This window comes from Kocuria tytonicola (genome assembly GCF_003687175.1).
Lineage (GTDB): Bacteria > Actinomycetota > Actinomycetes > Actinomycetales > Micrococcaceae > Kocuria > Kocuria tytonicola.
In genome coordinates this window covers 1,403,102-1,426,989 of sequence record NZ_RDEX01000001.1, presented here as the reverse complement: position 1 = coordinate 1,426,989, position 23,888 = coordinate 1,403,102, and the positions used below count along the sequence as shown (strand labels likewise).

The 23,888-nt window shown below is 69.6% G+C and carries 35 protein-coding genes; 10 read left to right on the top strand and 25 right to left on the bottom strand.

The genetic code is table 11. From position 1 onward, the window contains the following. Positions 1-14: 14 nt before the first annotated feature. From EAE32_RS06515 to EAE32_RS06435, 20 genes are all read right to left on the bottom strand, one after another. On the bottom strand, positions 15-1,823 hold the full coding sequence (locus tag EAE32_RS06515; protein ID WP_207803859.1) for a terminase large subunit: 1,809 nt from the start codon (positions 1,821-1,823) through the stop codon (positions 15-17). Between the two features lie 9 nt (positions 1,824-1,832). Next, complete coding sequence (locus EAE32_RS06510) at positions 1,833-2,285, bottom strand: phage terminase small subunit P27 family (RefSeq protein WP_019309114.1); 453 nt, start codon at positions 2,283-2,285, stop codon at positions 1,833-1,835. Between the two features lie 198 nt (positions 2,286-2,483). Continuing rightward, positions 2,484-2,879 carry an HNH endonuclease gene (locus EAE32_RS06505; protein ID WP_165860453.1) on the bottom strand — a complete coding sequence of 132 codons (396 nt, stop codon included), beginning with the start codon at positions 2,877-2,879 and terminating at the stop codon, positions 2,484-2,486. 143 nt (positions 2,880-3,022) lie between these two features. After that, entirely contained in the window at positions 3,023-3,799 is a 777-nt protein-coding gene (locus EAE32_RS06500; protein WP_121864521.1) for a hypothetical protein, read from the bottom strand. Next, on the bottom strand, positions 3,796-4,164 hold the full coding sequence (locus tag EAE32_RS06495) for a VRR-NUC domain-containing protein (RefSeq protein ID WP_243635607.1): 369 nt from the start codon (positions 4,162-4,164) through the stop codon (positions 3,796-3,798). The genes EAE32_RS06500 and EAE32_RS06495 overlap by 4 nt, the downstream gene beginning before the upstream one ends. After that, positions 4,161-5,246 carry an HNH endonuclease gene (locus EAE32_RS11700; protein ID WP_124035165.1) on the bottom strand — a complete coding sequence of 362 codons (1,086 nt, stop codon included), beginning with the start codon at positions 5,244-5,246 and terminating at the stop codon, positions 4,161-4,163. Before EAE32_RS11700 ends, EAE32_RS06495 begins: the two co-directional genes overlap by 4 nt. Before the next feature lie 277 nt (positions 5,247-5,523). After that, complete coding sequence (locus EAE32_RS06490) at positions 5,524-5,718, bottom strand: hypothetical protein (protein ID WP_121864519.1); 195 nt, start codon at positions 5,716-5,718, stop codon at positions 5,524-5,526. Beyond that, entirely contained in the window at positions 5,715-5,990 is a 276-nt protein-coding gene (locus tag EAE32_RS06485; protein WP_121864518.1) for a hypothetical protein, read from the bottom strand. Before EAE32_RS06485 ends, EAE32_RS06490 begins: the two co-directional genes overlap by 4 nt. Beyond that, positions 5,987-6,400 (bottom strand): hypothetical protein, encoded by a 414-nt coding sequence (locus EAE32_RS06480; RefSeq protein ID WP_121864517.1) that lies wholly within the window; start codon positions 6,398-6,400, stop codon positions 5,987-5,989. Before EAE32_RS06480 ends, EAE32_RS06485 begins: the two co-directional genes overlap by 4 nt. Beyond that, positions 6,397-6,561: a hypothetical protein gene (locus EAE32_RS11785; RefSeq protein ID WP_165860452.1), complete on the bottom strand. Its 165-nt coding sequence runs from the start codon at positions 6,559-6,561 to the stop codon at positions 6,397-6,399. Before EAE32_RS11785 ends, EAE32_RS06480 begins: the two co-directional genes overlap by 4 nt. A gap of 201 nt (positions 6,562-6,762) precedes the next feature. Further along, positions 6,763-7,167, bottom strand: a complete 405-nt coding sequence (locus EAE32_RS06475; protein WP_121864516.1) for a hypothetical protein — start codon at positions 7,165-7,167, stop codon at positions 6,763-6,765. Beyond that, entirely contained in the window at positions 7,164-7,349 is a 186-nt protein-coding gene (locus tag EAE32_RS06470) for a hypothetical protein (RefSeq protein WP_121864515.1), read from the bottom strand. Before EAE32_RS06470 ends, EAE32_RS06475 begins: the two co-directional genes overlap by 4 nt. Further along, entirely contained in the window at positions 7,346-7,669 is a 324-nt protein-coding gene (locus tag EAE32_RS06465; protein ID WP_121864514.1) for a hypothetical protein, read from the bottom strand. Before EAE32_RS06465 ends, EAE32_RS06470 begins: the two co-directional genes overlap by 4 nt. Beyond that, positions 7,669-8,253 (bottom strand): single-stranded DNA-binding protein, encoded by a 585-nt coding sequence (locus EAE32_RS06460; RefSeq protein WP_121864513.1) that lies wholly within the window; start codon positions 8,251-8,253, stop codon positions 7,669-7,671. Before EAE32_RS06460 ends, EAE32_RS06465 begins: the two co-directional genes overlap by 1 nt. Then, positions 8,253-8,600, bottom strand: a complete 348-nt coding sequence (locus EAE32_RS06455; protein WP_121864512.1) for a hypothetical protein — start codon at positions 8,598-8,600, stop codon at positions 8,253-8,255. The genes EAE32_RS06460 and EAE32_RS06455 overlap by 1 nt, the downstream gene beginning before the upstream one ends. Beyond that, positions 8,600-9,292 carry a coiled-coil domain-containing protein gene (locus tag EAE32_RS06450; protein WP_121864511.1) on the bottom strand — a complete coding sequence of 231 codons (693 nt, stop codon included), beginning with the start codon at positions 9,290-9,292 and terminating at the stop codon, positions 8,600-8,602. Before EAE32_RS06450 ends, EAE32_RS06455 begins: the two co-directional genes overlap by 1 nt. After that, positions 9,289-9,444, bottom strand: a complete 156-nt coding sequence (locus EAE32_RS11780; protein ID WP_165860451.1) for a hypothetical protein — start codon at positions 9,442-9,444, stop codon at positions 9,289-9,291. Before EAE32_RS11780 ends, EAE32_RS06450 begins: the two co-directional genes overlap by 4 nt. Next, entirely contained in the window at positions 9,438-9,914 is a 477-nt protein-coding gene (locus tag EAE32_RS06445) for a hypothetical protein (RefSeq protein WP_121864510.1), read from the bottom strand. The genes EAE32_RS11780 and EAE32_RS06445 overlap by 7 nt, the downstream gene beginning before the upstream one ends. Continuing rightward, complete coding sequence (locus EAE32_RS11775; RefSeq protein WP_165860450.1) at positions 9,907-10,062, bottom strand: hypothetical protein; 156 nt, start codon at positions 10,060-10,062, stop codon at positions 9,907-9,909. The genes EAE32_RS06445 and EAE32_RS11775 overlap by 8 nt, the downstream gene beginning before the upstream one ends. A gap of 337 nt (positions 10,063-10,399) precedes the next feature. Next, complete coding sequence (locus EAE32_RS06435) at positions 10,400-10,708, bottom strand: hypothetical protein (RefSeq protein WP_121864508.1); 309 nt, start codon at positions 10,706-10,708, stop codon at positions 10,400-10,402. A 41-nt stretch (positions 10,709-10,749) separates the two neighbouring features. Here EAE32_RS06435 and EAE32_RS06430 point away from each other — a divergent pair, with 41 nt between their 5' ends. Beyond that, positions 10,750-11,418 (top strand): hypothetical protein, encoded by a 669-nt coding sequence (locus EAE32_RS06430; RefSeq protein ID WP_121864507.1) that lies wholly within the window; start codon positions 10,750-10,752, stop codon positions 11,416-11,418. Positions 11,419-11,583: 165 nt separating this feature from the next. Here EAE32_RS06430 and EAE32_RS06425 read toward each other — a convergent pair whose 3' ends face one another. Both EAE32_RS06425 and EAE32_RS06420 read right to left on the bottom strand, forming a co-directional pair. Continuing rightward, positions 11,584-12,336 carry a phage antirepressor gene (locus tag EAE32_RS06425; RefSeq protein ID WP_165860449.1) on the bottom strand — a complete coding sequence of 251 codons (753 nt, stop codon included), beginning with the start codon at positions 12,334-12,336 and terminating at the stop codon, positions 11,584-11,586. Next, positions 12,333-12,587 (bottom strand): helix-turn-helix domain-containing protein, encoded by a 255-nt coding sequence (locus EAE32_RS06420; protein WP_121864505.1) that lies wholly within the window; start codon positions 12,585-12,587, stop codon positions 12,333-12,335. Before EAE32_RS06420 ends, EAE32_RS06425 begins: the two co-directional genes overlap by 4 nt. A 283-nt stretch (positions 12,588-12,870) precedes the next feature. On the opposite strand from EAE32_RS06420, the gene EAE32_RS06415 reads away from it, so the two are divergent. The 7 genes from EAE32_RS06415 (at position 12,871) to EAE32_RS06385 (ending at position 16,982) form a co-directional block, all read left to right on the top strand. After that, positions 12,871-13,479 carry a hypothetical protein gene (locus EAE32_RS06415; protein ID WP_121864504.1) on the top strand — a complete coding sequence of 203 codons (609 nt, stop codon included), beginning with the start codon at positions 12,871-12,873 and terminating at the stop codon, positions 13,477-13,479. Positions 13,480-13,506: 27 nt separating this feature from the next. Continuing rightward, a complete protein-coding gene (locus tag EAE32_RS06410) occupies positions 13,507-14,217 on the top strand; it encodes a hypothetical protein (protein WP_121864503.1) in 711 nt (236 codons plus the stop codon). 67 nt (positions 14,218-14,284) lie between these two features. Further along, a complete protein-coding gene (locus EAE32_RS06405; protein ID WP_121864502.1) occupies positions 14,285-14,641 on the top strand; it encodes a type II toxin-antitoxin system RelE/ParE family toxin in 357 nt (118 codons plus the stop codon). Positions 14,642-14,713: 72 nt separating this feature from the next. Beyond that, positions 14,714-15,163: a helix-turn-helix domain-containing protein gene (locus EAE32_RS06400; RefSeq protein WP_121864501.1), complete on the top strand. Its 450-nt coding sequence runs from the start codon at positions 14,714-14,716 to the stop codon at positions 15,161-15,163. Then, a complete protein-coding gene (locus EAE32_RS06395; RefSeq protein ID WP_121864500.1) occupies positions 15,163-15,585 on the top strand; it encodes a protein-export chaperone SecB in 423 nt (140 codons plus the stop codon). The genes EAE32_RS06400 and EAE32_RS06395 overlap by 1 nt, the downstream gene beginning before the upstream one ends. Positions 15,586-15,670: 85 nt before the next feature. Next, positions 15,671-16,057, top strand: coding sequence for an ImmA/IrrE family metallo-endopeptidase (locus EAE32_RS06390; protein WP_124035164.1), 387 nt, complete (start codon positions 15,671-15,673; stop codon positions 16,055-16,057). A 337-nt stretch (positions 16,058-16,394) separates the two neighbouring features. Beyond that, positions 16,395-16,982, top strand: coding sequence for a DUF2231 domain-containing protein (locus EAE32_RS06385; RefSeq protein ID WP_240624973.1), 588 nt, complete (start codon positions 16,395-16,397; stop codon positions 16,980-16,982). A 90-nt stretch (positions 16,983-17,072) separates the two neighbouring features. Here the strand turns inward: EAE32_RS06385 and EAE32_RS06380 are convergent, their stop codons facing one another. Together EAE32_RS06380 and EAE32_RS06375 are read right to left on the bottom strand one after the other, a co-directional pair. Continuing rightward, positions 17,073-20,144, bottom strand: a complete 3,072-nt coding sequence (locus EAE32_RS06380; RefSeq protein WP_121864498.1) for a bifunctional [glutamine synthetase] adenylyltransferase/[glutamine synthetase]-adenylyl-L-tyrosine phosphorylase — start codon at positions 20,142-20,144, stop codon at positions 17,073-17,075. A gap of 9 nt (positions 20,145-20,153) precedes the next feature. Then, positions 20,154-21,497 (bottom strand): glutamine synthetase family protein, encoded by a 1,344-nt coding sequence (locus tag EAE32_RS06375; RefSeq protein WP_121844976.1) that lies wholly within the window; start codon positions 21,495-21,497, stop codon positions 20,154-20,156. A gap of 189 nt (positions 21,498-21,686) precedes the next feature. Between EAE32_RS06375 and panB the strand changes: the two genes are divergently transcribed. Then, positions 21,687-22,538 (top strand): 3-methyl-2-oxobutanoate hydroxymethyltransferase, encoded by an 852-nt coding sequence (panB, locus tag EAE32_RS06370; protein WP_121864497.1) that lies wholly within the window; start codon positions 21,687-21,689, stop codon positions 22,536-22,538. A gap of 78 nt (positions 22,539-22,616) precedes the next feature. Here the strand turns inward: panB and EAE32_RS06365 are convergent, their stop codons facing one another. Next, a complete protein-coding gene (locus EAE32_RS06365; protein ID WP_121844978.1) occupies positions 22,617-22,793 on the bottom strand; it encodes an SPOR domain-containing protein in 177 nt (58 codons plus the stop codon). Between the two features lie 176 nt (positions 22,794-22,969). On the opposite strand from EAE32_RS06365, the gene map reads away from it, so the two are divergent. Beyond that, on the top strand, positions 22,970-23,866 hold the full coding sequence (map, locus tag EAE32_RS06360) for a type I methionyl aminopeptidase (RefSeq protein WP_121864496.1): 897 nt from the start codon (positions 22,970-22,972) through the stop codon (positions 23,864-23,866). The last annotated feature ends 22 nt before the right edge of the window (positions 23,867-23,888 follow it).

The following is a 23,888-nucleotide window of genomic DNA, read 5'->3' as shown; positions in this document are numbered from 1 at the left end:
GCCTCCTTTCGTGGTTACACGACCCGCAGGTCGTCGGATTCGTAGGTGCTCTCGCGGACGCCGCCGGAGCTGATGGCTTCGTAGATCGCGTCACACAGTGCGGACACGCCGTCGATCTTGTCGGCGCTGTTGGCCTTGGAGGGCTTGACGTTGCCGGACGGGTCCATGTCCACGGCGAGGTTGTCGACGCACCAGAGCGCGACGGGGTTGCCGCCGTTGCGCAGGCGGGGCACGCGGTCCGCGGGGCGGCCGCTGGCGCCCATCCGCACGAGGCGGTGGACCTCCTTCAGCGCGGGGCTCATGCTCATGTAGCCCTGGCCGACGCGGACCATGTTCACGCCGTCGTCCATGAGGTCGGTGACGAGCTGCGAGGAGTTCCAGCGGTCGAAGCCGACCGACTGGACGTCGAAGGTGTCGGCGTCCTTCTTGATCTGCGCCTTGACCCACCCGTAGTCGGTGACGTTGCCCGGGGTGACCGTGAGCCAGCCGTTCTTGACCCAGTCGCGGGACGCGCGGCCGGCTGTGCGGTCGTCCAGAGCGTCGAGGTTGTCCTCGGGGGTCCAGAAGCGCCAGAGCACGTCGTAACCGGGCCCGCGTTCGGGGCTGTAGGGGAACAGCCAGCACAGCGCCGTGAGGTCCGAGACGGAGGCGAGGTCCAGGCCGCCGTAGGCGGGCCGCCCCGCGAGATCCGACTCCCGGATCGGGCCGCCGCTGTTCATCCGCCAGTCCTTCGTCTGGATGAACGCGGTGGTCTGACGGGTACGGATCCCGAGGTGCAGCCGCTTGAAGCGGGCGAGCAGCACGGGGCTGTTCTTCGCCTTGTTCGCCTCCGAAGCCAGATAGTCGGCCTTCGGGCTGACCCCGTACCCCGGGTTAGCCTTCCGCCACGTCTCCGGGCTGAACGGGTCATCATTGTCCCCAGCGGCGAAGATCACCCCGTAGACCGTGGGGTCCTTGAACACGCCGCGGGCGAGCTTTTCCAGGTACTCCCGGTTCTGGGAGTAGGGCGACTGGGGTTTGCCGTCGTCGGCCGTGGTGATCTTGCAGATCAGCGGCTGCTCACGGGAGCCCGTGCCGGTCTCGATCGCCTCGACCAGATCGCCCTTCTTGTGGACGTGCAGCTCATCGACGATGCCCCCGTGGAGGTTCGCGCCGTGCTGTGCGTCCGCGGCCGAGGAGATGACCTGGAAGTAGGAGCCCGAGCGGGGATGCGTGATCCGCTCCTTGAACGGCTTCACGTGCCCGCGCAGCGCCGGGGCCTTCTCCGCCAGGGTCTTGATCGGCGCGAACGTGAACCCGGCCTGGTCCTTCGTCGTGGCCGCGGCGATCACCTGCGCGCCAGCCTCCCCGTCCGCCGCGGTGAGGTAGATCGCGACGCCGCCGCACAGGGTGGTCTTGCCGTTCTTGCGCGGCACGTCCAAGGTGGCGTTGCGGATGATCCGCACGTACCCGTCTCGGCCGCCGCCGGGCTTGATCCAGCCGAAGACCGGGGCGAGGAAGTAGGCGATCTGCCAGGGGTCCGGGACCAGCGGCTGGCCCGCGAGCGGGCCCTGCGTGTGCCGTAGACGGCTGAACGCGTCCAGCACGCGGTCCACGCGGGCGAAGCTGAACGCCGCATCCGTGACCCCCGAGGGCTCCGGGGTCTTGATCTTCGGCGGGATCTCCGGCCACGGAATGTCGCGGGCGTCGAGATACGCGGCGACCTCCGGAGAGAGCCGCAGCTTCCGCAGGAGCGTCTCCTCCTCGACCCACCGCTTCCCGTTCCACCGGCGCCCGTCCTCGTGCTGCTCAGCGAAGGCCCGCGGCTGCTTCAGCACCACCACGGCCTCCTCCTACGCGAACGGATTGTCAGCGTCCTCCTTCTCGGCGTCCGGGACGAGGTTGCGCTCCGCAGCCGGGGTGAGCCCGTACTCCGAGCACCAGGCGCGGAACTCCTTGCCAGCGCGCTCCTCGATGCCGACCCACGGCGCCGAGACGCGGCCCTGACTGTTGTCCGCCAGGATCGAGTCCTTGCGCCTCATCCGAGCGGCTTCCTTCCACCGCGCGTAGGTCTCGCAGAGAATCTCGAGCGACGGCGCGTCGAGGGGCTTGAGAAGGCCGACCGACTGCATCTGCTCGACCACGAGGTCCCACAGCTTCGAGGCGTCCTCGCTGAGATCCTCGGGCTTGACCGGGGACCCGCGAGTGAACGGAACCTCCGGCTCGATGGGGCGGTGGCCGGGGTTGTCCTCCACGACCTTGAGCGCCCGAGGCTTCGGCTTCCGCCCAAGATTCGCTGCGCCCATCCGCGTCTCCTCATGTCGTCGATCGAGCCCGCGAAACGGGGTCGAAAGGGCCTGATTTTCGGTTATCGCCCCAAGTCAGCAAAGGGGGGTTCACATTTCGCGGGGACGTGCGTTTTTTGACCGGCGCCGGAACGGCGCGCTGCAATTCCCGAGATTCTGACTCCCCCTCCCCCTGGGGAGGGGCCCTCCGGGGGGGGGTCAGGCCGGGCTCCGGCGGGCGCGGTCGGCGCGACGCCGCAGGAGCGCGAGCTCGCGCTGGGTCTTCTCTGCGTGGCAAGGGTCGGCGTGGATCGGGGCGAGGTTGGCGCGGTCCGTGCGGGCCCCACCGAGGGCGACGGCTTGCTTGTGGTCGACCTCGTTCGCGCCGGGCTTCCCGCAGACGTAGCAGATGCCCTCGTGCTCGACGAGGACGCTCTTGCGGAGGCGTTGCCATGCCGCCTCGCTGATGCCGATGCGGTCTCGCGAGGTGCGGTCGTCCTGCGGTCGGCGCCGCTCGGTCCAGCCCGAGGACTGGTGCTCATCGCACCGGCCCTTGCGTGTGGCGAAGGCCGAGCATCCCCGGGCCGTGCATCGTGTCGGTGCTGCGTGAGGCATGGTGTCCTGCTCCGGGTACGACGAAGGCCCCGACGAGATCGTCGGGGCCTTCGGGGTCAGCATGTCTCTTCCGAGACTGCTTCCATTTGAGTACACAGTAGCGTGACAGCGCCGTGTTCGTCCACACCACGGGCTTGAATCGTTCAGGCCGGTTCTTTCGCCCGGCCTTGTCGTTCATCCGTCTGCAGACCGTGGAGCCGCTCCCAGGTCTGCACTGCATCCGTGGCACGGAACATCATCGGGTCCACGCGCACGGGCCTCAGCTGTCGACGCTGCACCCACTTCCGCACGGTGTCGGTGGTGATGCGCCTGCCCAGCACGGTGCGGAACAGCGTCACGAGATCCGCGGTGCACACGGTGAGCCCCAGCAACATCTCGTTGCGAGCCTCCTCCCGTTCCTCCACGTCCCAGAGCACACCGCAGGCCGGGCACCGCACTTCCCCCTCGGTCTGAGCCGTGGCCAACACTCCCCCGCAGTCACACGTACCGACCACACGTCGCTCGGGTGCACGGTCCACAGAGCGCCACCCTTCCCGCACAGCGTCGAGCAGCGCGGCATGCGCGTCCTCGATCTCCTGGCGCCGCACCGCGTGCTTGAGCCTGCGGGCTGTCCATGGCGACAGGGCTACGACGTCCACGGGGACCCGCTCGTTAGCCCCCGCCCCGAGGTGCGCGACCGTGCGCAGCGCCACCGTGATCGAGTCCGCGACTTCTGAGGCCGAGAGGTTGAGCACCAGAGGACGCTCACCGGAAGCCCCAGCCACGAAGTTCCCTTGCCTGGACTGCTTGGTGATGGTCACGTCCAGCTCCCGGAGCAAACGCGGCACCTCGAGCACCGCGGTGTGCAAGGCGGTGACGCACTGGGTGCAGAGATTCCCGATCGTGGCTGGCGCTCCGTCCACCACGCACAGCGCGCTCATGGCCGCTCCCCCATCGACCCGGTCCCGTAGCCGGTGCCCGCCGACAGCTCACGGTGCACCCGCTGGGACACGACGTCGCTCGGACGCCACACCCCCGCGTCCACGCCGGCATCGTGCAGGTTCTCCAGCCACTGCTCCTGCTTCGGACGGAACCGGCCCCGCTCGGTCTTGAGCTCACGCACGAGACAGATCCGCTTGCGCGGGTGCACAAGCACCAGGTCCGGGAACCCGCCCGGAGACCGCCGGCTGTCGTGGGTGTGGTAGAAGTCCCATCCCAGTGCCGTGGCCATCTGGATGATGTGGTTCTGCAGCTGGGCTTCCTTCCAGGACAGGATCATCTGCTCCTGGTGGTCTGTGGCTCTCATCGCTTTCCCCTTCTCCCCCGGCGTCGTGATCTTGATCCGCGCTTCTTGGGTGGGTGGTCATGGTGGTCTGGCGTGTTCTGTCTCTGAGATGGTCGTGCTGGGTTCCCGATCCCTCCCGTACCGGCCCGACCCGTCCCGCCCCGTCCCGGGCTGTCAGGATCCGGAGGAAGGCTCCCTGCGGATTCCTGCCGAGACCTGCCTGTCTCTGCAGAGCGCCCGGATGGTCGTCCCTCGGCAGTGGCCTGTCGCGCCTCGTCCACGGGTGTGGGGGCTGCGGTGTCAGGCTCGCGAGCGGGTGAGTCGCTGCTGCCCGTGGGCGCGCTGTCCTCTCCCGCGGCGGGAGTGCCGGGTGTGGGTGTGGCATGGCCCGCCGGCACGTGACCGGGCTGGACCTTGGTCTTTGGGGCGGGTGGTGGCTCGATGCCGTTGCTCCTGGCCCAGTCCGAGTTCTTCACGAACTCCACCGTGTCCAGGGAGTAGTACGGCCGCTCGGGGACCGGAAGCAGCGGGTACTCCCTCTCCGCGTGCGGGTTGTTCTTCCTGCCCGAGTTGCACCGAGTGCAGGCCACCACGAGATCCTCCGGGGTCTCGGCACCGCGGCCGGGGTTCCTGTGGTCGTAGGTGCCGGCCAGACGCCCAGTGCGCGCACGAAAGCGGACGACCTGCCCGCAGTACCGGCAGGCGTCCCCGTCGCGCAGACGCACGGGGATCGTGAGGGCAGGGTTGGAGTTGTCGCGCTTGCGACGGCGCTCCCACTCAACCTCCTCCTGGGTGCGCATGTGGATGAACTCCGGGTCCTCTACGATCCGCCAGCGCTGGCGCTCCTGGCCGCGCACCATCTCGGTGACGGGCTCGAGGTACCCGGCGAACACGGCCTGCTCGAGTAGCAGGTCTGCGCGCTCCATCGAACCGGCGACGTCGGCCGCGGTGGCCCGCGAGACGACGTAGTCGGTGAGGTGCTGCGCTCCGACCGTTGCGCACAGCGTGACGAATCCGAACACTTCGAGCTTCGTTCGGTCGTCCGCGGCTGGGTGCTCGCGCACCTCTGCAACGATCGGGTTGGTGGCGGCTGAGTCGCCCACGCGTAGCCACGGCATCAGTCGCGCCCCTGCCTGGTCGCGGTCCCGGCCCGGCGTGCGGCGGTGCCCACGGTGGTGGGTCGCGCGGCTCGGGCGGTGTCCTGCGTGTGGCCGTCGCGCTTCCAGCCCGACGTGCGGCGGCGCCCCCGCTGGGCGGGGGTCGCGCGGTCGTGGCGGCGTGCTGCGGTGCGGCCGGCAGTGTGCTGCGTGCGTGGTGGCACTGGGGTCTCCCATCTGGTGGATCATGCGGGCGGGGCGCGCCGTCCTGCGGCGCGGCCCGTCAGCGTGGTGGCTCCTGGTCGAGGCGTGGCTTGACCTCGAGGAGCTGGCCGCGGAATCCCACGCGGGCCTGGACCGGGGTTCGGGGGTCCACGTCCAGGAAGCGGAGGTGGTTGGTCCACACCACGAGGTCCGCGACCGTGAGCCCGCCCCTCTTGTCGATGGCCTGGATCGTGGTGATCGGTGTGGGGCTCATGTCCTGTCCTTCCGGTTGTCCTGCTGTCGTGTGCGGTGCACGAGCACCGCGGTGTCCTGCTGCACCCAGACCGGGAGCACCCGGCCGTCCCTCACCTGCAGGTCGAGGCGGACGAAGTCTCCGTCCGTGGCCACGGCCTGCAGGAAGCCGCGGCTCGTGCGATCCGTGGTGGCCACGCTGACCAGGTGTCCCGTGTGGTCTGCGGTGACCTCGCGTGCGGTGTGGAGCGTGCGGTGGTGCTCGCGGCGCTCCCCCGGGGTGTACCCGCTCACCCCGCCGCCTCCACCCGGCGGTTGAGCTCCGCCGTGAGCTGCGGATGCGCGGCGATCATGGCCGGGTCCTGGCGGAGCCGGTTCACCGTCATCCAGAACCGCATGTCCAGCCCAGCACCCCCAGGCCGGTGGCCGTGCCGGCGCATGAAGTCGTAGATGTCCTGGTCCCTCACGCCCCGGTACTTGTACCGGGCCACAGCGAGCTTCAAGGCCTCCTCCTCGAAGGTCTCGGAGGCGTTGATCTCCTGCTCAGGGGTCTCGGGGTCGTAGTGGACGACGTGATGGGTGCGGGTGTCGTAGTCGTAGAACTCGCTGGTCCAGGCGCGGCCGAGCTCATCCCCGGCGCGGCGGGCTTCTTCGGCGGCGCGGTTGCAGAAGCGGCAGTCGGAGCCGTGCGGGCGGTCGATCATGGCTCCCTCCTTTCGAGGACGTCGGTGAGGGTCACTCGCTCGGCTGGCTCCACGGACGGGAGCACGGCGAGCGCGATGGAGAGGAGCAGCGCGGCCATGGTTGTGGCGGTGAGGACTGGGCCGAGGGCTGCGGCGAGGAGGATCCAGATGAGGAGGTTCACGGGTGGCCTGCCGGGGTGTTGCGTGGGGTTCCCGTGGTGTCAGGGGCATGGGGGGTCTGCGTGTCCATGTCGGTCTCGCTTTCGCTCGGGGCCCACCCGTGGGCAGGCGGCTGGTGGTGTGCCCAGCGCGCGGCGATCTGGGCCAGGAGGACGGGGAGGATCACGGCGCCTCGTTCGTGGCGCGGTGAGCGCGGTGGGTGGTCAGAACAGGCACAGTTCCTCCGCTTCTGCGGGCTGGTGGGCGGGTGTGGTCTCGGCGGGCCGGTTCAGTGGTCCCAGCTGCAGGACATGGCGCGGAGCGCGCGGCATCGCGGTCACCTCGTGGGTGGCCAGGTCGGCTAGGGGGTACCCGAGCCGGGCTCGGTTCCTGGCGACGTCGAGCAGGTTCCATGCCCACTCCTGGGTGGCGTGGTCCGTGGGCCGGGACCGGCACCAGTCCTCCTCGTAGGTGACGTGCGGGTACCAGGAGACGTGGGGGCCGTCCGGGTCGAACGCACCGATGTGCTGCCACTTCCCGATCGGGTTCATGACCAGCAACCAGAGTTGGTTCGAGCTGGAGGTGTGGAGCACGGCGCGCTCTCCCGGGCGGGGCGTGTAGGGGCTCATTGGCCCTCCTCGGTCTCTCGAATCGCTGCGAGCGCGGCGGTGGTCTCGGCGGTGGTGGCTCCGTAGCGGGTGCGGCAGAGCTCGACCATGCCCTCGGTGTGGGGCTGTGCGGTGACCCGGCAGAGCGCCGCAAGGTAGTCGTCCCATTGGCTGGCGGGCATCGGCCTGGGCTTGGTGGTCATGTCGTCTCCTGGGTGGGGGTGAGCGGGGTGGTGGCGGTCTGTGCCCAGGTGCCACCGCCGTAGAAGCCGTCGTTGAGGCGCATGAACCCTGCGGGCGGGTCGACCTGCTCCTGGACGAGCTGCAGGTCCTGGCCGACCATCCCGGGGGCCTGTGCGACCAGCCAGCGGCCGATCTCCTGGTGCAGGGCGGGCATGACGTCGTCCGGGTCCTGGCGGGCCGGGTCGATGACGAGGTCGACGGTGCCCGCGAGGTTCCGCACGCGGCCGGCGCGGGGGAACTCGATACGGAAGGTGGCCCTGTAGGGCTGTCGGGCGCCCATCAGAACGGGGGCTCCTGGTCGTCGCCGTCGGCGGGCATGCCGTCGAAGGCGTTCTGCGCGCCCGGGGTTGCGGCGTCCCACGCGGACCCGCCCTGCGCGGCCGGGGCCTGCTGCTGGCCCTGGGAGCCGTGGAAGCCCTGCCCGCCGCCGAAGCCGCCGGCGGGCACGTACCCGCCGCCCTGGTTCGAGCCGAAGTTCTGGGAGGAGTTCCCTGTGCCCTTCGCGTTGCGGGCCACCCTGGCGGTGGCGTACTTCATGGAGGGCCCGATCTCGTCCACCTCCAGCTCCTGGCTGGTGCGGCGCTCCCCCTCACGCGTCTCGTAGGAGCGGGCTTTGAGCCTGCCCTGCACGATCACGCGGGTGCCCTTGGACAGGGACTCGGCCACGTTCTCCGCGGCCTCCCGCCACAGGGAACAGCGCATGAACAGGGTCTCCTGGTCCTTCCACTCGTTCGCCTGCCGGTCGAACGCCCGCGGTGTGGAGGCCACGGTGAAGTTCGCGACCGCCGCCCCAGACGGGGTGAAGCGCAGCTCCGGGTCCGCGGTCAGGTTCCCGACCACGGTGATGATGGTTTCGCCAGACATCAGGCGACCTCCTCTTTCTGGTCCTGGTGATCGGCGGGCGCGATGCCGAGTTCCGAACAGCTGTAGAGCTCATGACCGTTGAGCCACCGCTCGTTCAGCTCTGCCTCGGCCGCGAGCTTCTCGACGGAGGCCGGGTCCCGGCCGTTCTTCGCAGCGCAGGCCGGGCACAGATCGGCCTGGGGCTCCTCACCCTCTTCGGGGATCCACCAACCGCGAGCGCGGTAGTAGTGGATGGCGTCGACTTCGTCGTAGAAGTCCTCCATCGAGCCGAAGTCCTCGACTCCCTTGCACTGATCGCAGGTCACGGTGCCGATGAGGTACTCGGGGGCGCGGTAGTCGAAGCTCATCAGGCCACCTCCTTCTTGATCTCGTTGTGGTGCCGACGGATCGCCCACACGGCGGGCAGAGCCTCCGTGATGGTCGAGTGCGCCGCGTCCAGAACCCCCTGCACCGTGAGGGCCTCCGCCAGGGCCCGGTCACGATCCGCGAGTGCTTCGGTGCGCATCTGCTGGCAGTCGGTGAGCGCGCCCTGCAGCTCGGCGACGCGCTGGGTGAGGCGGGTGTTCTCGCGGGCGGTGGTGGACTCGGTGAGGACGTTCTTCGCGCGGGCCTGGTGGTCTTCGGTGACCTCGGCGCGCAGCTGGGCGAGGGTGTCCTCCACGCGGGAGAGCTCCGCTTCGGCGTGGGTGCGCCGGGCGTGCTCGGCCGCGTGGTCCTGGGTGGCGCGTGCGGCTTCGTCGCGTTCGGTGCGCACGGCGACGAGGAGCGCGCGGACGCGGGCCCGGTGGACCGCCACGTCCTGGGAGGGGGCGGACGACGCCGCGGCGGCCGCTTCGGTGCGGGCCTGGTCCAGCTGCCGGGTGGCGGCACGGGCCTCCGTGCGGGCCCTGTCCCTGGCGTCGGAGAGCTGGCTGACCGTGGAGCTGAGCTGGGCGATGCGCTTGCGCGCGGTCTCCAGCTCCGCAGCCAAGGCCTGGTTCTGCTGGGTGAGTGCCGTCTGGGGCTCGGGGCGGGCGCCGCGGTACACGTAGCCGCTCATGAGCGATCACCCCGGCCCTGCAGCCGGGCGAGGAGGTCCCGCTGCTGGCGGGCGCGCTGGGCCGAGGACCAGTGCACGCCGAGGAGACCGGCGGCGATGACCGCGATGCACCCGGGGAGCGCGGCGAGCAGGATGGCGGGGGCGGTCAGCATGGGACCTCACCCACCCCGCAGAACACGTCCTCCTGGTCCTCGTTGAGCAGTCCCGTGATCAGGTCGGAGACGTTGGTGCACCACTGGGCCGGGATACGGCCGTGCTCGGCGACGTGGTGGGCCACGAGCATGGCCTCCGCCCACGTGTCGAAAGACCCGACGAACGAACCCGTGAGGCCCTCCGTCGCGGCTTCGGGCTGCAGAGTCCACACGTGCCAGCTGTCCTGGGACAGTCGCCCGCCCGTGGGCAAGAGGTTGCGGGGGTCCCCGAGCGGGAGACGGCTGAACAGCTCTGCCCCGCCCTTGTGCACATGCATCCGAGGACGGTCCAGGGCACGACGCCGCGCGCGGGAGGCCCGTGCCTGCTGCTCCTCCTCGCGGGCCTGCATGACCGCGGTAGCGCCCGTCATCGCCGTGGTCAACGCGTCAGTGAACGCAGCCAGGCGGCGGGACAGGGTCGTCTCAGCCACGACGCTCACCCACAGCTGGGCGCACCCAGGTGTACAGGCCCAGGCCGACCAGGCCGAGGACCAGGACGGTCATGTTCCCGCCGCCGGCCAGCCACGCCTCGAGCGGGTCCGGGATGATCGCGCACAGCGCGTTGAGGATGGTGCTCATTGGTCTCCCCTTGCATGTCCGACAACGACCGGGCGGTCGGCGTCGTGGTCTGCGGCCGCGTGGGCCTGATCGAAAGTGGCGGGGGCGAACTCGAGGTCGCCGGCACATATGCCCCCCAAGAGCACTTGTGCTGGGGCTGACCCCGAGTTCCCCCACGCGATCTCGAACGGCGCGCTGTTGCGCACCGGTTGAGACAGGCAGCGCTGGACGAACGTCCCCACTGCCACCCGCCGGGAGGGGGCATCCGTGTGCCGGACCATGCCCACCACCTCCCGGAAGGGGTCTGCTCGCAGGTCCGTGAACGTGACCCGCTCGTACGTGACCCGCCGCGCCGCGCTCACGACGCCGCCGCCTCGTTGTGGGCCGCCCGCGAGCGCGAGGTGGTGCGGAACGGCGAGACCACTGGCGCGGTGAGCTCCGCGGGCGCCGGGGTGGTTGTCTCGGCCTGGGCTGGGCGGACTGCGGTGTGGCGCAGCAGGGCCCGGACGTCGTCGCGGAAGAAGATGACCTTGCCGCGGGACCCGCGGTGGTGGGCGATCTCGCCCCGCCCGGCCAGGCGCTTGAGCTGCGACTCGGAGTACAGGCCCCGGGTCATCTCGGCGACCTCGGCAGGCAGCCAGCCGGTGAAGTCCGTGGTGGTGCTCATGCCGCCACCCCCAGAGCCGAAGCGCCAGTTACAATCCGGTCATGCATAACCCCGCGGCTGATCTCCTGGACCTTTTCGACAAGTGGGAGGAGGCCGTTAACTACGCTGAAAACCAAGTGGATCTGCACAGCGACGACGGGTGGCAAGAACTGAGCCTCGCCGTCTCGTTGCTGGCGGAAATCACGGATGTTGTCGAGAGACTCTCGGCGCGGGGCATCCGGGTAGGGAGCTATCGCGACGCTCTGCCGGAATGGCGCAAGAGTGTGTTCCACTACCCCAGGTCCTGGCCCCAACAGCGAATGACTCTGTCCCGTCGGGACATGCTTGAGGGACTGGCCATGTGGTTCGAATCCGCTAATATGCCGGCCCTGCAGGACGTACTGCCTGATGACGTCCTTCAGCGTCTCGACAAGATTGGCAAGACGGTCAGCGAGGATCCCGACCTCGACCCGTCGTTGAAGAACTACATCGGTAAGTTGATCAGTCATCTTCGCTCCGTTCTTGATGGTGATCGAGCGGGGTTTGGCTTTGACGCCCAGGAGTCGTTCCGACATCTGAAGTTCTGCATGGACGCGGCTGCTGAGCAGACTCAGAGCGAGGAGAAGAAAAAGTGGTATCAGTCGACTGCTGCTGAGTGGGCTGCCCAGTTCGTGACCTCGACCGCGGCCGGCGTGGGGAGTCAGTGGCTTGCTCTGGCGATTGGAATGTGACGAGCCCCTCGAGCACCTTCCACACCGCCCGGTCCGCCGCCGCCCACGGGATGCTGACTTGGGAACGCATCGTGGTGGTGCCGCCGGCCTCCTTGTCAGCCAGGGCGGAGAGTTCGGCCACCACGCGGGTGAGGGCCACGAGGACGTCTGCACGGGATTCGGGGTTCATGCCGCCACCTCCACGTTCGTGACCGGGGTGAGGGAGAGCTTGCGGCGGAGGAAGTCCACACCGGAGGGCTGCACGCGGGTCGTGTACGAGGTGCCGACCGTGCCGTCCGTGCGGGTGAAGTCGTAGGCCTTCACAGCGAAGTGGTGCATGTACCGCTGGTACGGGGTGTTGCGCATGGCGCCCTTGGCGATCATGACCCCGGCCGAGCGCATCAGCGCGAACAGCTTGTTCTGGGACAGACCGTGCATCTTCGCGACGTTCCCGATGGAGTACGTCCCGTCACCGGAGAGGAACGCGTCGTAGGCCTCGCCCTTGGGCTCGAGCTCCTGCGCGTACGCCTCCATGGCCTCCCGGGCCTCCACCTCACGGGCGTAGGCGCGCAGCGCCTCCGGCAGCGACTGCGGGACCTGCAACTGCGGCTGGGCGGTGTACGCCCCCGTCTTGCGGATCTGCGGGAGCACCTCGTGGGTCACCCACCGGCGGAACGGGCGAGCCCGTTCGGTGCGGGCCCGGACGAAGATCGTGTACAGGCCGCCCTCGCTGACGACCAGTGCCCCACGGGGCCCGGCGTTCGTACGCACGATGTGCGTACGAAGGTCCTCGTCTTCGATGCCGCGGGTGAGGTCGGAGGCGTTGCGGTACTCCAGGATCCGTGCCAGGTCCGTGGCGACGAACCAGGGCATGCCCTCGTGCTCGACGACGCGCACCTGGTGGTCGCCGTAGATGAAATGCGTGAGTTCCTGACTCATGCCGCCGTCCTCTCGTGAATGTCGTTTGTACTGCTGCTGGTGGACTTGTGGACGTCGAAAAGGACTTGGACGGGTACGTTCAGTGCCTCCGCGATGCGGGCCCCAAGCTCGGGGGTGCATGAGCTGCGGCGCTCAGCCAGCAGGTGGGAGATGAACCCCTTGCTGCATCCGGCGTAGCGCGCGAGTCGACCGTGGGAGAACCCGTCCTGATCCATCAATGCCCGCAAGGTGTCTGCGCTCTTGAGTCGCATCCAAGTTCCTTTCGGCCAACGGTGCTTCAGTCTCGTCACTTTGTGCATCTGAGTGTCTCCTAGTAGGCGTATATCTGTCAACCACTGATGGACACAGTAGTGCCTACTGGTAGACGGTGCAAGAGGGCGGGACACCCCCAATCCGCGCCGTTATAGCGCGGCGCGCCCCTCCGATGACGTTTTTCTAGTAGCCGCCTAGATAGGGTGGGAACGTCAATCAGTGGTAGACGGTATGTGTTGCGGCCCGCTAGACCGCTCCCCCGGCAGTGGAGATATTGGATCCGTGCAGACGATCAGCGAACTCGTGAAGGCCCAGAAGGCGGCCAGCGACCTCTCCTACGAAGCCCTCGCTCAGCGAGCGCAGGGTGCAGGTCTTGGCCTCACGAAGCAGCAGCTGTCGGATCTCGCGAACAACCGACCCAAGGGGTGGCCGAAGAGCGCGGACATGGTGAAAGCCCTGTCGGTCGCCCTGGACGTCCCCGAGCGGACCGTGGTGCTGGCCTATGCCGCATCCTTCGGCATCGACGTTCGCGAGACCCGCAGCCCGTTCGAGGTTCGCCTGCCGGCCACCGTCTCGACGCTGGATCCGATGATGCAGGACGCAATCCTGCACGTGATCCGCGCAGCCACTGAAGGAGCAAGCGCCCATGAACACGACGCCGAGGACCACGAGCAGGAACCGCGGGCGGAAGCGGGCGGCGCGCAGCCGACGCAACCGTCCCCCATGACCCGCGCCGGGGAGAGCCCGGCGGCCGAGGACACCGCTCCGCCCGTCCCGGACGAGTACGCGCTGGCCGCCTACGACGCCCCCAGCGAGGGACGTGCCATGCGCAGCGCCCAAGACCAGGAGGCGGAAGCCTCGCAAGACGGCGGGGAATGGGACCCCGCCTGACCCCCACCCCACTCAGGAGCCCCCACCATGAGCACCCCCCACAACGAACCGCCCGCACCCAAGAAGCGATGGGCGCCGAAGAAGATCGCCAAGATCGGCTGTCTCGGTCTCATCGGGCTGTTCATGCTCCTCGTCGTGCTCGGCCTCATCGGCGCAGCCATGACCGGCACCCTCGGCCAGACCCCGCCCAAGGAGACCCCGTCCGGCAGCGCGTCCGCCAGCCCTTCTGAGACGACCGCGACGCCGTCGCCGTCGCCGTCGATGACTACGGCAGAGCCCGCGGCACCGCCGAGCCCGGAGACCACGGCTCCCGCAGCGAAGCCGAGCACAGAGGTCCCGAAACCGACGACCGCTCCCCCTGGGGAGCCCACGAAAGCGCCGGCCAAGACCGAGGCGCCCAAGGACCCCCTGGCCGACGTGACCGCCTCAGTGGACGGCGCCAAGGCCCACATGGAAGGCTCCGTGCTGTTCGTGCAGATCCCGTTGCAGGAAGGCTTTACCGGACCGTCGAAGTCCGTGGCACAGAAGGACACCGTCGACGTACTCAAGGCCGTCCAGGAGTCCAAGGTGGACTACAGCCGAGTCTTCATCCAGGGCGACCCCGAGAAGGGCGGGCTGGGCATGCTCAACGCCGGCTACGACAAGACCACCGTCGACGACATTGACTTCTCAACCGTCGTGGTCCGCGAGATCTGGAACGCTCGCGACGCCGGCTCCGTGAGCCCGGAGCTCCAGTGACCAGCCGCGAGCGCCGGCGGGCGCAGTCAGAGCGCCGACAAGCGAACTGCCGGGCGCATCGGAAGAGATGTGGGGAACGCTCATGGCGCTAAAGCTGGTTGACGCTTCTGGCGGTGCTTCGCAGTCGAACCTGACGCGTGAACTCGCCAAGTTTCCGGAACCTGTTCGTGCGCGCTTCCGATCCATGATGCGGAGCTACGCAGCGGAGCCGCAGGATCAGCGCCCCGACTTCGCCAAGCTCTCCGCGCTCAAGGGGCTACGTGAGGCGCGCTACAAGTACAGGGGCAACCAGTACCGCCTGTTCTTCGCCGTGACCACCACCGAGGTCCAGATGCTGTGCGCGTTCCACAAGACCAACAAGGCGGACACTCAGCGCTTCGCCAAGAGAGCCAAGACTCGCCGCCAGAACTTCCAGCGAGTATGAGTCGACGATCCGTCGACCGCACCACTAGGATCACCTATATCGGATAATCCGATACGCAACTGAGGAGTACCCATGAGCGCAGCTCACTACGACACCGCCGCCGACCCGTTCGGGCTGGACGACGAGTCCCCCGAGTCGCTGGCGATCCAGGCCGACGCGGACACCGAATACGGTCTTCTCGTCGCCCTCATCAAGGCACGGACTCGGCTCAAGATGACCCAACGTGATATCGCGGAACACTTGGGTGTGTCCCAGTCGGTCATCTCGGACATGGAGCGTGGTGCCACTGCGCTGAAGGTGACAACCGCCCTTGAGTACGCTCGGGTGGTGGACCAGGAACTGACCATCCGCCTCGACAACCGAGACGTGCGTCATGCGCTTCCAACATGGCGGACCGCCCCCGCCGCAGGGCAGCCCGATGATGGCAAGGTCATCAAGCTGGCAAGCCACCAGCGCTGGCACATGAACCCCTCGCGATCACTGCAGGTGCCGAGCTTTGAGCGATCCCAGGCGGCCCTGTGATGAGCACTGTGGAGGTCGTGCTGCACGACGTGCACACCATCAAGGCATGCGCAGAACTCGATACGTCTAACGGAATCTCCCTCGAGCCGGTGGAGGCCGGGGAGTTCACCCCTGAGATCTCGTTCCGTTTCCTGGCGGAGAAGGACGCTGAGCACCCAGCCACCCGCATGGGCGTCATCACGGTAGCGGGCGATACCGCCTCTGGACGCTTTGAGGTCGAGGTGGCCGGTGTTTTCACCATGCCTGATCCGGGCGCGCTGCCCGAACCCGAGAATCGCATGGTTGTCGGTCATGCCCTGAACCTGCTCTTCCCCTTCGTCCGCGCGGAGATTCGGGACATCACAGCACGGGTTCTCAAGGCCAGTTTGGTGGCCCCACCCATGGACTTCACCCAAGGGGACGTGACGGAGGTTCGGGACTAGGCCGTCACATCCCGGGCCAGATCGACTCCTGCCGCGAAGCTGGAGATGCTTATCCGTGTCCGGTCTCACAACTACATTCGAACGCATGTTCGACCCCTGGGCCCTGATCGAGAAGCACGGCATCCTCGTGCAGCGCGCGCCATTGCGCGTGGCCAGCGGATGCACCGACGGGCGGCGCGTGTGGCTGGATGAACACCTCACCGACGTAGAGGCCCGTTGCGCGCTGACGCACGAGCTCGTCCACATCAGCCGCGGCCACACCCGGCACCAAACCGCGGCGGTAGAAGACGACGTCCGAGCGGAGACCGCGCGGCTACTCGTACCGTGGGAGGCGATCACCGCGCATGTGGGCTCTCAGCTGGACGAATGGCACCTGGCCCAAGAACTCGGCGTGACCGAGCGCGTGCTCATCGACCGCCTGCACTTCGCGAGCGCGGTGGAGCTCGCGGAGCTACGGGGCGCGGCGGGGTAGGTTCGGGGGCGTGTTGACCGCGTCAACGGGCGCGGTGCCCCGGCCCGCCCCGGGTTGGGCGCGTTCCGCGTCGTTCCGGCGTGTATCGTCGTGGGACACGCCCGGGTGGCGTTTTCGACTCCCTCCTGGGGCACCGCAACATACCTGGCCGGAGTGTCAGCAGCACGGCCTGGTGGAGAGGGGGCCATTTTCCCGTCCGCACTCGCTCCGCGCGCTGGGCCGCCCGGTGACGCCTCCACTGCGTTCACGGCCCCCGCCGCATCTGGAGGGGTGGTGGTCCGGGGCGTGGCGCGGTGCCAGGATGATCTCGTACCGTCCGCGACGAGAGGCACCCTCCATGACTGCATCACAGCACACCCACGCCTCCCCCGAGAGCTTCCTCACCCCGCCCATGCGCGCCCTGGAGAACGCCGGGGCCCTGGACTCCCTGGTGAGCGCTGCGGACACCCTGTCCTCCGTGGTCACGGGCAGCGCGTCCATCCGGGACCTGCTGCGCGGCAAGCGTCTCGGCCACGCTGTGCACCCGCTGCTCGTCCAGGTGCCGATGGGCACGTGGCTGAGCGCCCTCGTCCTGGACGCCGTGGGGGGTCGGGACGGCAGGGGCGCCGCGCGCCTGCTCACCGGCGTGGGCGTTCTCTCCGCGGGGCCCTCGGCTCTCACCGGGTGGGCCGAGTACTCGGGGCTGCAGCTGCGCGACAAGCGGGTGACCGTGGTCCACGCCGGGGCCAACGGCGCGGCCACGGCGCTGCACGCCGCGTCCTGGCTCGCCCGTCGCTCGGGTCGTCACGGCCTGGGGCGCGCCCTCTCGCTGGGCGGCATGACCGCCGCGGGACTGGGGGGTTACCTGGGCGGGCACCTCTCGGTGTCCCGTCAGGTGGGATCACGCGACGCCGCCTTCGAGGACGGCACCAACGGCCGCCCCTGACCGGGTCTGCCGCCCGGGAGCGCACGGACGCGGGCGACGTCGTCCGCGACCGCCGCGCGCAGCCGCGCCTCCGTGCCGGGGAGCATGCGCTCAGCGACCGTAGAACAGCCGCTCGAACACCGAACGGGACTGCCGGGTGATCCGCAGGTAGTCCTCCTCCAGCTGCGTGGCGGAACCGGGGTCGTAGCCGATCCACCGCGCCACGGCCTCCAGGTCGGCGCGCCGCGAGGGCACCGAGTCCGAGGCACGGCCCGAGCGCAGCACGTTGCCGTTGCGGATGTCCGTGGCGAGCTTCCAGGCGTGCTCCAGCACGGCGGCGTCCTCGGGACCCACGAGATCCGCGGCCACGGCCGCGTGCAGGGCCGCCAGCGTGGACGTGGTGCGCAGCTCGGGGACCTCGTGCGCGTGGCGCAGCTGCAGCAGCTGCACGAGCCACTCCACGTCCGAGAGCCCGCCGCGGCCCAGCTTGACCTGGCGCAGCGGGTCCGCGCCGCGCGGCATGCGCTCGCTCTCCACCCGGGCCTTCATGCGGCGGATGTCCACGAGCTGGCGGTCGGTGAACTCGGCGGGGTACCGGTGCCGGTCCGCCACGCGGAAGAACGCGTGGGCGACGTGCTCGGAACCGGCCATGTAGCGCGCCCGGGTGAGGGCCTGCGCCTCCCAGGTCTCCCCCCAGCGCTCGTAGTACTCGGCGTACGAGGCCACGGAGCGCACCTTGGCCCCGGAGCGGCCCTCGGGCCGGAGGTCGTTGTCGATCTCCAGCACCCGCTCGGCCACGACGGGCGGGGTGCAGGGCTGCTTGAGCAGCTTGACCATGCGTGCCAGGACGTCCTCGGCCGCGGCCTGCGCCTCTCGCGGCTCCGCCCCTTCCACGGGTTCGTAGGCGTACATCACGTCCGCGTCCGAGCCGAAGCCGATCTCCCGTCCGCCCTGGCGCCCCATGGCGATCACCAGGACCTCCGCGGGCACGGGCCCCTCGTGCTCCGCCTCGTACCCCTTGCGTGCGAGGTGCAGCGCGGCCATGACCGTGGCCTGGTCCACGTCCGAGAGCCCCGCCACGGTTCGTTCCACGTCGGCGACGCCGCTCGTGTCCGCGAGCGCGATCCGCAGCTGCTCGCGCCGCCGGATCTGACGCACGGCCCGGATGGCCTCCGCGGGGTCCCGGTGACGGGTGAGCTGCGAGCGCATCTCCACCCCGAGGTCCTCGAGGCTGCGGGTGGCCAGCTGGGAGTCGTCACCGAGCCACGCGGTGGCCTCCGGGGAGACCTCCAGCAGGTCCGAGACGTAGCGGGAGCTGGACAGGATGTGGCACAGCCGCTCGGCGGCCGCGTTGGAGTCCCGCAGCAGGCGCAGGAACCACGGAGTGGTCCCCAGGGACTCGCACACCCGGCGCAGGTTGAGCAGCCCGGCGTCCGGGTCCACGCCCTCGGCCAGCCAGCCCAGCAGCACGGGCAGCAGCGTGCGCAGGATCTCGGCGCGCCGGCTGACCCCGCGGGACAGCGCCTCGATGTGGCGCATGGCCGCCTTCGTGTCCTGGTAGCCGAGTGCTGCGAGGCGGTCCCGGGCGGAGTCCGTGGTGAGCGTGGTGTCCGCGGGGGCGTTGGCCAGCGCCGCGAGCATGGGACGGTAGAAGATCCGCTCGTGCATGGAGCGCACGGTGCGCTTGACCCCGGTCCACTCCTGCACGAGCTTCTCGGCCGTGGGGTGCGTCCCCTCGGAGGCACCGTCCACCGAGCGGGCGACCACGGCCAGCTCCCGCTCGTCCCGCGGCATCAGGTGGGTGCGGCGCAGCCGGAAGAGCTGGATGCGGTGCTCCAGCAGCCGCAGCCACCGGTAGTTGCGCCCGAACTCCTCGGCGTCCTTTCGTCCGATGTACCCGCCCGAGGACAGGGCGGTGAGGGAGTCCGTGGTGGCGCGCGTGCGCACGGTCTCGTCACCGCGCCCGTGCACGAGCTGCAGCAGCTGCACGGTGAACTCCACGTCCCGCAGCCCTCCCGGGCCCAGCTTGATCTGCCGGTCCCGGTCCTCCTGAGGGATGTTCTCCGTGACACGACGCCGCATGGCCTGGACGGACTCCACGAAGCCCTCGCGCTCGGCGGAGGACCAGATGAACGGTGCGACGGCGTCCTCGTAGCGCTCCCCCAGCTCGCGGTCCCCGGCCACGCAGCGGGCCTTGAGCAGCGCCTGGAACTCCCAGGACTTCGCCCACCGCTTGTAGTAGCGCACGTGGGAGTCCAGGGTGCGCACCAGCGGTCCGTCCTTGCCCTCGGGCCGCAGGTTCGCGTCCACCTCCCACAGGGCGGGCTCGGGACCCGTGGCCATCATGGCCTGGGCCGTCAGGTGCGCGAGCTCGGTGGCGATCTCCGTGGCCAGGTTCTCGTCCGGCACCTCCCCGGACTCCGCGGCGCGGGTCTCCACCACGTAGACCACGTCCACGTCCGAGATGTAGTTCAGCTCGCGTGCGCCGCACTTGCCCATGCCGATCACCGCGAGCCGCACCTGGTCCACGAGAGCGGGTGCCCAGCGCTCGTGGGCCTGCGCCCGGGCCACGGCGAGCCCCGCCTCCAGGGCCGCCCCCGCGAGGTCCGCGAGCTGTCTGCCCACCGCCGGCAGGTACTCCACGGGGTCCACCGCACCCACGTCCCGCGCCGCCACGCGCGCCAGACCGCGGCGGTAGGCGATCCGCAACGCCCTGTGCGCGTCCTGGCCGGTCACTGCGGCCACCGGGGTCTCCGCCTCCGGGTCCGCGCCCACGGACTCCAGCAGGGCCCTCCGCAGGAACTCCGGCTGGTCCGCACCGGGGTGGTCCTCGGGTCGCAGCTCCAGCAGGTCCAGGTTCTCGGGGGCGCGGATCAGGAACTCCCCCAGGGCCTCGGAGGCCCCGAGCAGGCGGAACATGGTCTCGGAGTCCGCGGGATCGCCGTTGACCCGGCGCGCCACGTCCGGGTGCTGCTCACTGAGCCGCACGATCAGCTGCAGGGCCACGTCCGGCGACGCCGCGTGGCGCAGGCCGTCGAGCAGCGCGGGCAGGGCGACGTCGTCGAGTTCCGGGAAGCCGAGCCAGCGGCGGGCGTTCGTGACGTCCGCGAAGCCGATGCCGATCAGCTCCTTGGCGGAGATCTTCTCCGCGCGCTCCTTGGCGGTGCCCTCCGTGGCGCTCACCCGCCCCACCTACAGGATGCCCAGGTTGGTGCGCAGCTCGTACGGGGAGACCTCCTGGCGGTACTGGTCCCAGTCGCGGCGCTTGTTGCGCAGGAAGTACTCGAAGACCTGCTCGCCTAGCAGCTCGGCCATGAACTCGGACTCCTCCGTGAGCCCGATCGCGTCGTGCAGGCTCGAGGGCAGCGGCTGGTGGCCCACCGCCCGGCGCTCGGCGCTGCTCATGGAGAAGACGTCGTCCATCTCCACCGGGGGCAGCTCGTACTCGTTCTCGATGCCCTTGAGCCCCGCCCCGATCAGCGCGGCGTAGGAGAGGTACGGGTTGGTGGCGGAGTCGATGCCGCGGTACTCGATCCGCGAGGACTGCACCTTGTCCGGCTTGTAGAGGGGCACCCGCACCAGCGCGGAGCGGTTGTTGTGGCCCCAGGACATGTAGGAGGGGGCCTCGTCCCCGGCCCACAGCCGCTTGTACGAATTCACGAACTGGTTGGTCACGGACGTGAACTCCGGGGCGTGGCGCAGCAGCCCCGCGATGAAGTGCCGTCCGGTGTCGGAGAGCCGGAACTCCGCCCCGGCCTCGTAGAAGGCGTTGGTGTCCCCCTCGAACAGGGAGAAGTGGGTGTGCATGCCGGACCCGGGGTGGCGCGAGAAGGGCTTGGGCATGAACGTGGCGTAGATCCCCTGGGACAGGGCCACCTCGCGGATCACCGTGCGGAACGTCATGATGTTGTCCGCGGTCTGCAGCGCGTCCGCGTAGCGCAGGTCGATCTCGTTCTGCCCGGGCCCGGCCTCGTGGTGGGAGAACTCCACGGAGATCCCCACGGCCTCGAGCATGCTCACGGCGCGGCGGCGGAAGTCCTGGACCACACCGCCCGGCACGTGGTCGAAGTAGCCCTCGTAGTCCACGGGCACCGGTTCTCCGGTGCGGGGGTCCAGCTCGGGCGAGCGCAGCAGGTAGAACTCGATCTCCGGGGCCGTGTAGCACGTGAACCCCATGTCCGAGGCCTTGGCGAGCACCCGCTTGAGGACGCCCCGCGGATCCGCCGCGGAGGGCTCGCCGTCCGGGGTCTTCAGGTCGCAGAACATCCGGGAGGTGGGCTCCTCCTCGCCCCGCCACGGCAGGAGCTGGAACGTGGAGGGGTCCGGCTGCAGCAGCATGTCGGACTCGAACACGCGGGACAGGCCCTCGATCGAGGAGCCGTCGAAGCCGAGACCCTCCTCGAACGCGGCCTCCACCTCCGCCGGCGCCAGGGCGATGGACTTCAGCGTGCCCACCACGTCCGTGAACCAGAGCCGGACGAACCGGACGTCCCGGTCCTCGATGGTTCGGAGCACGAACTCCTGCTGACGGTCCACGGGTCCACCTCGGATTCTTCGAAGGGTGCTGCACTGTGTCTCGGGGGCTCCCCGCCGGCGCATGCACCGCGCGGAGCCACGGCCCACTCTATCGGCCCGCGGAGACACGCAGAGGGGCCCGGCAGGGCGGGCGGATGAGCCACCCTGCCGGCCGGGCGGCGTCGTCGGACGGGCCGGTACGCTGGAGGAATGAGCGACTCCCAGCCCCACGGCACCCCCGCAGCGCCCTCCCTGGCCGACGTCCAACGCGTGCGCACGGTGCACCTGCAGCGCGCCAAGGACGCGGGCGAGAAGTTCTCGATGCTCACGAGCTACGACGTGCTCACCGCCGGGATCTTCGACCGCGCGGGTGTGGACATCCTGCTCGTGGGCGACTCCCTGGGCAACACGGTGCTGGGCCACGACTCCACGCTGCCCGTCACACTGGAGCATATGACCACCCTCGCCGCGGCCGTTGCCCGCGGCGCGCAGCGCGCCATGGTGCTCGTGGACCTGCCCTTCGGCAGCTACGAGGAGTCCCCGGCCCAGGCGGTGCGCAGCGCCGTGAGGATCATGAAGGAGTCCGGAGCGCACGCCGTGAAGATCGAGGCGCGCGCGGACCTCGCCCAGCACGTGGCGGCCGTGGTGCGCGCGGGCATCCCGGTGATGGGCCACGTGGGCTTCACGCCGCAGTCCGAGCACGCCCTGGGCGGGTTCCGCATCCAGGGGCGGGGGGCCGCGGCCCAGCAGCTGCTCGACGACGCCCGGGCCATGCAGGACGCCGGCTGCTTCGCGGTGCTGCTCGAGATGGTCTCGGCGGACGCGGCCGCCGCGGTGGAGGACGCGCTCGACGTCCCCACCGTGGGCATCGGCGCGGGAGACGTGACCACCGGCCAGGTACTCGTGTGGCAGGACATGCTGGGGCTGCGCACCGGGCCCATGCCGCGCTTCGTCAAGCAGTACGCGCAGCTCGCGGAGCTCGCCTCGGAGGCCGTGTCCGCGTACGTGGCGGACGTCCGCTCGGGAGCCTTCCCCGCGGAGGAGCACTCCTACCGCGGCTAGCCCGGCTCCGCCCGGCCCGTCCACCCCCGCCTGCGCAGGCGGCGCCGGAGCACGACGCCGCCCCCTCACGCCGGCGCGTCAGTCGCCCTTGAACGCGGTGTCCTCGTCGTCCCAGCGCTTGGTGTTCTCCGCCGCGTGCTCCAGGGCTCGTGCCGCTTCCTCGCGAGTGGCGTAGGGGCCCATGAGCTTGCGGTAGTCGTCCTGGGCGCCCTCCTCGACCTGCTTGGTGTAGAGGTTGTACCAGTACTCGGCCATGTGATGCCTCTCTTCCCGGCGCGCGGCGCCGTCTGCCCGCGGGGACGCGGGGTGCGAACACCCGGACGGAACAGGCCCGGGACCCAAGGCTTAGGCTAGTTGGTGAATCAGCTGTCCGGAGTGCTGCCACGCCCCGGGACACACCGCTCGACCGCCGCAGGAGGCATCGACCCATCGTGACCAGCCACAACCTCGCACCCGCCCCCGGATCCACCGCCCCGACCGGCGCACTGCGCCCAGGCACGCTCTCGCCCCTGCGCCCCGTGCCGCGGGAGATCGAGCGCCCGGAGTACGTGGGGCGCCTGGAGCCGGACGAGGGCAGTGCCTCGAACGTCTACACCCCCGAGGAGATCGAGCTCGTGCGCGAGGCCGGGCAGATCGCGGCCCGGGCGCTGCAGGCCGCGGGCGCGGAGGCCAGGCCAGGGGTGACCACGGACGAGCTGGACCGGATCGCCCACGAGTACATGTGCGACCACGGGGCCTACCCCTCCTGCCTGGAGTACCGCGGGTTCCCCAAGTCCATCTGCACCTCGCTCAACGAGGTGATCTGCCACGGGATCCCGGACTCCACGGTGCTGGAGGACGGGGACATCATCAACCTGGACGTGACCGCCTACAAGAACGGGATGCACGGCGACACCAACGCCATGTTCCTGGTGGGGGACGTGGACGAGGACTCCCGGCTGCTCGTGGAGCGCACCCTGGAGGCCACCAACCGGGCCATCAAGGCGGTGCGTCCCGGCCGGGAGATCAACGTGATCGGGCGCGTCATCGAGAAGTACGCCAAGCGCTTCGGCTATGGCGTGGTGCGGGACTTCACGGGCCACGGCGTGGGCCGGGAGTTCCACACCGGGCTGATCGTGCCGCACTACGACGCCGCCCCGTCCTACAGCACCGAGATGGTTCCGGGCATGATCTTCACGATTGAACCCATGCTCACCCTCGGGACGATCGCGTGGGACCAGTGGGACGACGACTGGACCATCACCACGCACGACCGCCTGCGCACCGCGCAGTACGAGCACACCATGGTGGTCACCGAGGACGGCGCGGAGATCCTCACTCTCCCGTGATCCTCGTCCTCCCGTGATCCGC